Genomic DNA, 5,692 nt, shown 5'->3' with positions numbered 1-5,692 from the left:
GGCGCTCCGCCGGAGTGCCCATCTGCGCAAGGGCGTCCGGGTCCGTCGCGACGCGGTACCCGGCGACCAGGGCCAGGGCGAGGCACACGACGACGACCCCGAGCGTCCACCAGCGCACCCGGTACAGCGCCGCGGGCACCGTCCACACATACTTGGCGGGCGACGACGCGGACCACGTATGCACGACGGGGGAGCAGCATGACCGAGAGCACCAGCGGGCAGTCCGGCACGGCCCTCGCCGAGGACCCGGCCCGCAGCGCCATGGTCACGGTCGAGGACCTGCACCGCTCGTACGGGAGCGGAGCGGCGGCCGTGCACGCCCTGCGCGGCGTCTCCTTCGAGATCCCCCGCGGTGAGCTGGTCGCGCTCAAGGGCCGCTCCGGCTCCGGCAAGACCACCCTGCTCAACCTCGTCGGCGGCCTCGACACCCCGGACGGCGGCCGGATCACCGTCGACGGCACCGAGCTGGCCGGGCTCGGCGAGAAGGGCCTGCTGGAGCTGCGCCGGGACCGGGTCGGCTTCATCTTCCAGTCCTTCGGCCTCATCCCGATCCTGACCGCCGCCGAGAACGTCGGCGTACCGCTGCGGCTGCGCAAGGCCGACCCGTCCGAGCGCGACGAGCGGGTCGCCCTGCTGCTCTCCCTCGTCGGCCTCGCCGACCACGCCGAGCAGCGCCCCGGCGAGCTCTCCGGCGGCCAGCAGCAGCGCGTCGCCATCGCCCGCGCCCTCGCCAACCGCCCCGCCCTCCTGATCGCCGACGAGCCCACCGGACAGCTCGACGCCGAGACCGGCCTCGCCGTGATGGAACTGCTCCGCGCGGTCGTCCGCAGCGAGCACGTCACCGCCCTCGTCGCCACCCACGACCCCCAGCTGCTGGGCCTCGCCGACCGGGTCCTGGAGCTGAGCGACGGCCATATCGTCGAGCAGGGCTGACCCCCGGCCCCGCCCTCTTCGTGGTCGTCGCCGCGCATCAGAGTTCCGTCAATACGCTCCTCACCTGCACTCCCCGGACCGAACCAGACGTCCCGGCGGAGTAGCGTCGAGGGCGGCGGCCGCACCGGGCGCGCCACCGGCCCTCCGCACGACACGGCCGGACGGAAGAAGACAATGGGGCCATGGGACGCGGCACACTCCGGATCTACCTGGGCGCGGCACCGGGCGTCGGCAAGACGTACGCGATGCTCTCCGAGGCGCACCGCAGGGTCGAGCGCGGCACCGACTGCGTGGTGGCCTTCGTGGAGCACCACGCCCGGCCGCGCACCGAGGTGCTGCTGCACGGCCTGGAGCAGGTCCGGCGCAGCGAGATCAGCTACCGCGGCGCCGTCTTCACCGAGATGGACGTCGACGCCGTCCTGGAGCGCGCCCCGGCCGTCGCCCTGGTCGACGAACTGGCCCACACCAACGTCCCCGGCTCCCGCAACGCCAAGCGCTGGCAGGACGTCGAGGAGCTGCTGAAGGCCGGGATCGACGTCATATCCACGGTCAACATCCAGCACCTGGAGTCGCTCGGCGACGTCGTCGAGTCGATCACGGGGGTGCGGCAGCGCGAGACGGTCCCGGACGAGGTGGTGCGCCGGGCCGACCAGATCGAGCTGGTCGACATGTCGCCCCAGGCGCTGCGCCGCCGGATGGCGCACGGCAACATCTACCAGCCCGACAAGATGGACGCGGCCCTCTCGAACTACTTCCGCCCCGGCAATCTCACCGCCCTGCGCGAGCTGGCCCTGCTCTGGGTCGCCGACCGGGTCGACGAATACCTCCAGCAGTACCGGGGCGAGCACAACATCCGCACCACCTGGCAGGCCCGCGAACGCATCGTCGTCGGGCTGACCGGCGGGCCCGAGGGCCGCACCCTCATCCGCCGCGCCTCCCGGATGGCGGCCAAGGGCTCCGGCAGCGAGATCCTCGCCGTCTACATCGCCCGCAGCGACGGCCTGACCTCCGCCTCCCCGAAGGAGCTGGCGCTCCAGCGCACCCTGGTCGAGGACCTCGGCGGCAGCTTCCACCACGTCATCGGCGACGACATACCCGCGGCCCTGCTGGAGTTCGCCCGCGGCGTCAACTCCACCCAGATCGTGCTGGGCTCCAGCCGCCGCAAGACCTGGCAGTACATCTACGGCCCCGGGGTCGGCGCGACCGTCGCCCGCGAGTCGGGGCCCGACCTCGACGTCCACATCGTCACCCATGAAGAGGTCGCCAAGGGCCGTGGCCTGCCCATCGCCCGCGGCGCCCGGCTCGGCCGCGCCCGGATCATCTGGGGCTGGCTCGTCGGCGTCGTCGGTCCCGTCCTGCTCGCGGTGGTGCTGCGCAGCATGGAGGACGCCCCCGGCCTCGCCAACGACGTCCTGCTCTTCCTCTTCCTGACGGTGGCCGCCGCCCTGCTCGGCGGGCTGAGACCCGCGCTGGCCTCGGCGGCCGCCGGCAGCATGCTGCTGAACTACTGGTTCACCCCGCCCACCCACACCCTGACCGTCCAGGACCCGGAGAACCTCGTCGCCATCGTGATCTTCTTCGCGGTGGCGGTGGCGGTCTCCTCCGTGGTCGACCTCGCGGCCCGGCGCACCCACCAGGCCGCCCGGCTGCGCGCCGAGTCGGAGATCCTCTCCTTCCTCGCCGGCAGCGTGCTGCGCGGCGAGACCGCCCTGGACGCCCTGCTGGAGAGGGTCCGCGAGACCTTCGCCATGGAGTCCGTCGCCCTGCTGGAGCGCGACAGCGACGTCGAGCCGTGGACCTGCGCCGGATCCGTCGGCCCGGCCCCGGCCACCCGCCCCGACGACGCCGACGTGGACATGCCGGTCGGCGACAACATGGCCCTCGCGCTGTCCGGCCGGGTGCTGCCCGCCGAGGACCGTCGGGTGCTCGGTGCGTTCGCCGCCCAGGCTGCCGTCGTCCTGGACCGCCAGCGCCTGGTCTGGGAGGCCGAGCAGGCCCGTCGGCTGGCCGAGGGCAACCGGATCAGGACCGCCCTGCTCGCCGCCGTCAGCCACGACCTGCGCACCCCGCTGGCCGCCATCAAGGCCGCCGTCAGCTCGCTGCGCTCCGACGACGTCGCCTGGTCCGAGGCGGACGAGGCGGAGCTCCTGGAAGGCATCGAGGACGGCGCCGACCGGCTCGACCACCTCGTCGGCAACCTGCTGGACATGTCCCGCCTCCAGACCGGCACCGTGACCCCCCTGATCCGCGAGATCGACCTCGACGAGGTGGTCCCCATGGCGCTCGGCGGCGTCCCGGAGGGCAGCGTCGACCTCGACATCCCCGAGACGCTGCCCATGGTCGCCGTCGACCCCGGGCTCCTGGAGCGGGTCGTTGCCAACATCGTGGAGAACGCCGTCAAGTACCACCCGGGCCGGGAGCCGGTCGCCGTGGCCGCCAGCGCACTCGGCGGCCGGGTCGAGCTGCGGGTGGTGGACCGGGGCCGGGGCGTCCCCGACGAGGCCAAGGAACGGATCTTCGAGCCCTTCCAGCGGTACGGGGACGCCCCGCGCGGCGCCGGCGTGGGGCTCGGCCTCGCCGTCTCCCGGGGCTTCGCCGAGGCCATGGGCGGCACGCTGGACGCCGAGGACACCCCGGGCGGCGGGCTGACCATGGTCCTGACCCTCGCCGCCGCGCCGGGCGGGGTCCGGGCGGACGCCGAACTGCCGGCCCAGGCCACCTCGTGACACGCCCCGGGGCGTACGCCGCCCGCCCCCACGTACATCCTTCCCCCTCCCCGTACAACCCCCCCCGTACAGCTCGTACATCAGAAAGGCAGGTCCGCGATGACCAGGGTGCTTGTGGTCGACGACGAGCCGCAGATCGTCCGCGCCCTCGTGATCAACCTGAAGGCCCGCCAGTACGAGGTCGACGCCGCGCCCGACGGGGCGACCGCCCTCCAGCTCGCCGCCGCCCGCCACCCGGACGTCGTCCTCCTCGACCTCGGGCTGCCGGACATGGACGGGGTCGAGGTGATCAGGGGCCTGCGCGGCTGGACCCGGATCCCGATCCTGGTCCTCTCCGCGCGGCAGACCTCCGACGAGAAGGTGGAGGCCCTGGACGCCGGGGCGGACGACTACGTCACCAAGCCGTTCGGCATGGACGAGCTGCTGGCCCGGCTCCGCGCCTCGGTGCGCCGGGCGGAACCGGTCGGGCAGGAGGGCGGCGCCGAGGACATCGCCCTCGTCGAGACCGCCGGCTTCACCGTCGACCTGGCGGCGAAGAAGGTGCACCGGGCCGGCCGGGACGTACGCCTCACCCCCACCGAATGGCATCTGCTGGAGGTCCTCGTCCGCAACGGCGGCCGCCTGGTCAGCCAGAAACAGCTTCTCCAGGAGGTCTGGGGCCCCTCGTACGGAACCGAGACCAACTACCTCCGGGTCTACATGGCCCAGCTGCGCCGCAAGCTGGAGACGGACCCCTCGCACCCGCGGCACTTCGTCACCGAACCGGGCATGGGCTACCGCTTCGAACGCGGCTGACCCGCACCGGCTCACCCTTTCGAGTGGTCATCGCGGGCCCGCGTCTACCGCCCGCAGGACCGGTACTCTTCGGGTATGAGTGCTGTTCCCCGATTCGAGAAAGCCGGGAAGGCCGGGAAGGCGGCGAAGCCTTCCGGGCGCTTCCGCCGTATGCTCGACCGGCTCTCCAGCTCCCAGGAGGACCTGGAGTCCCAGGAGCTGCGGGAGGACGCGCAGGCCACCGGATGCACCCGGATCTCCGAGTGCTCCGACCGGCAGATCGTGAAGGTGGCTGGTACGTTGCGGACCGTCACCCTCCGTCCCCGGGCCGGAGTGCCCGCGCTGGAGGCGGAGCTCTTCGACGGCACCGAGCCGCTGGACGTGGTCTGGCTCGGCCGTCGCTCCATCGTCGGCATAGAGCCCGGCCGCAGGATCATCGCCTCGGGGCGGGTCGCCATGAGCCACGGCCGCCGGGTGCTGTTCAACCCCACATACGAACTCCGACCGCTCGGCAAGGAGTAGCCGGTGACGTCTCTCGACAAGCCGACGTCCGACACGGACAAGATCCACCGCACCGACCCGCCGCACGCCGGCGGGAGGCACGCGGCCCAGCGGGACGCCGAGGCGAAGGCCGTCACCGAGGCCGCCCTCTTCGAGGCCTTCGGCGGGGTGCGCGGCATGGTGGAGACAGTCCTGCCCGGGCTGCTCTTCGTCACGATCTTCACCATCAACAAGAACCTGCAGATCTCGGCCATCGCGGCCCTGGCGATCTCCCTGGCCCTCGTCGTCGTCCGGCTGGTCCGCCGGGACACCGTCAAGCACGCCTTCAGCGGCGTCTTCGGGGTGGGCTTCGGTGTCGTCTTCGCGATGATGACGGGCAACGCCAAGGACTTCTACCTGCCGGGCATGCTCTACACCCTGGGCCTCTCGGTGGCCTACATCGCCACCGCCGCCGGCGGCGTACCGCTGATCGGCCTGATCCTCGGCCCGGTCTTCAAGGAGAACCTCTCCTGGCGGACCCGTAACCCGGGCCGGAAGAAGGCGTACACCAAGGCCAGTTACGCCTGGGGCTTCATCCTGCTGGCCAAGTGCGCGATCCTCTTCCCGCTCTACTGGTGGGCCGACCCCACCCAGTTCGGCTGGGTGCTCATCGCGCTGAAGATCCCGCCGTTCCTGCTCGCGGTCTACCTGACCTGGGTCTTCCTCGCGAAGGCTCCGCCGCCCATCGACGTCTTCGCCGAGATGGAGGCCGAGGAACA

Annotated in this window: 5 protein-coding genes; all 5 read left to right on the top strand. The window is 72.3% G+C overall.

Translation table 11 applies throughout. From position 1 onward, the window contains the following. The first annotated feature begins 198 nt into the window (after positions 1-198). Positions 199-933: an ABC transporter ATP-binding protein gene (locus tag ACFWM7_RS33070; protein ID WP_383267874.1), complete on the top strand. Its 735-nt coding sequence runs from the start codon at positions 199-201 to the stop codon at positions 931-933. Between the two features lie 182 nt (positions 934-1,115). Beyond that, the gene (locus ACFWM7_RS33065; protein ID WP_383267872.1) at positions 1,116-3,659 is read left to right on the top strand and encodes a DUF4118 domain-containing protein; all 2,544 of its coding nucleotides are present in this window, start codon (positions 1,116-1,118) and stop codon (positions 3,657-3,659) included. Positions 3,660-3,758: 99 nt separating this feature from the next. Continuing rightward, positions 3,759-4,454, top strand: a complete 696-nt coding sequence (locus tag ACFWM7_RS33060; RefSeq protein ID WP_383267869.1) for a response regulator — start codon at positions 3,759-3,761, stop codon at positions 4,452-4,454. A 75-nt stretch (positions 4,455-4,529) separates the two neighbouring features. After that, positions 4,530-4,955, top strand: coding sequence for an OB-fold nucleic acid binding domain-containing protein (locus ACFWM7_RS33055; RefSeq protein ID WP_383267866.1), 426 nt, complete (start codon positions 4,530-4,532; stop codon positions 4,953-4,955). Between the two features lie 3 nt (positions 4,956-4,958). Next, a partial coding sequence (locus tag ACFWM7_RS33050) for a DUF3159 domain-containing protein (RefSeq protein WP_383267864.1) occupies positions 4,959-5,692 on the top strand: 734 nt, incomplete at its 3' end.

This window comes from Streptomyces sp. NPDC058375, assembly GCF_042723425.1.
Taxonomy (GTDB): Bacteria; Actinomycetota; Actinomycetes; order Streptomycetales; family Streptomycetaceae; genus Streptomyces; species Streptomyces durocortorensis.
This window is presented reverse-complemented; position numbering and strand designations above follow the sequence as displayed.

What these genes read in the sequence shown, in the direction of transcription:
- ACFWM7_RS33070 (WP_383267874.1), top strand. Translation starts at nt 199, where the DNA reads ATGACCGAGAGCACCAGCGGGCAGTCCGGCACGGCCCTCGCCGAGGAC.
- ACFWM7_RS33065 (WP_383267872.1), top strand. Translation starts at nt 1,116, where the DNA reads ATGGGACGCGGCACACTCCGGATCTACCTGGGCGCGGCACCGGGCGTC.
- ACFWM7_RS33060 (WP_383267869.1), top strand. Translation starts at nt 3,759, where the DNA reads ATGACCAGGGTGCTTGTGGTCGACGACGAGCCGCAGATCGTCCGCGCC.
- ACFWM7_RS33055 (WP_383267866.1), top strand. Translation starts at nt 4,530, where the DNA reads ATGAGTGCTGTTCCCCGATTCGAGAAAGCCGGGAAGGCCGGGAAGGCG.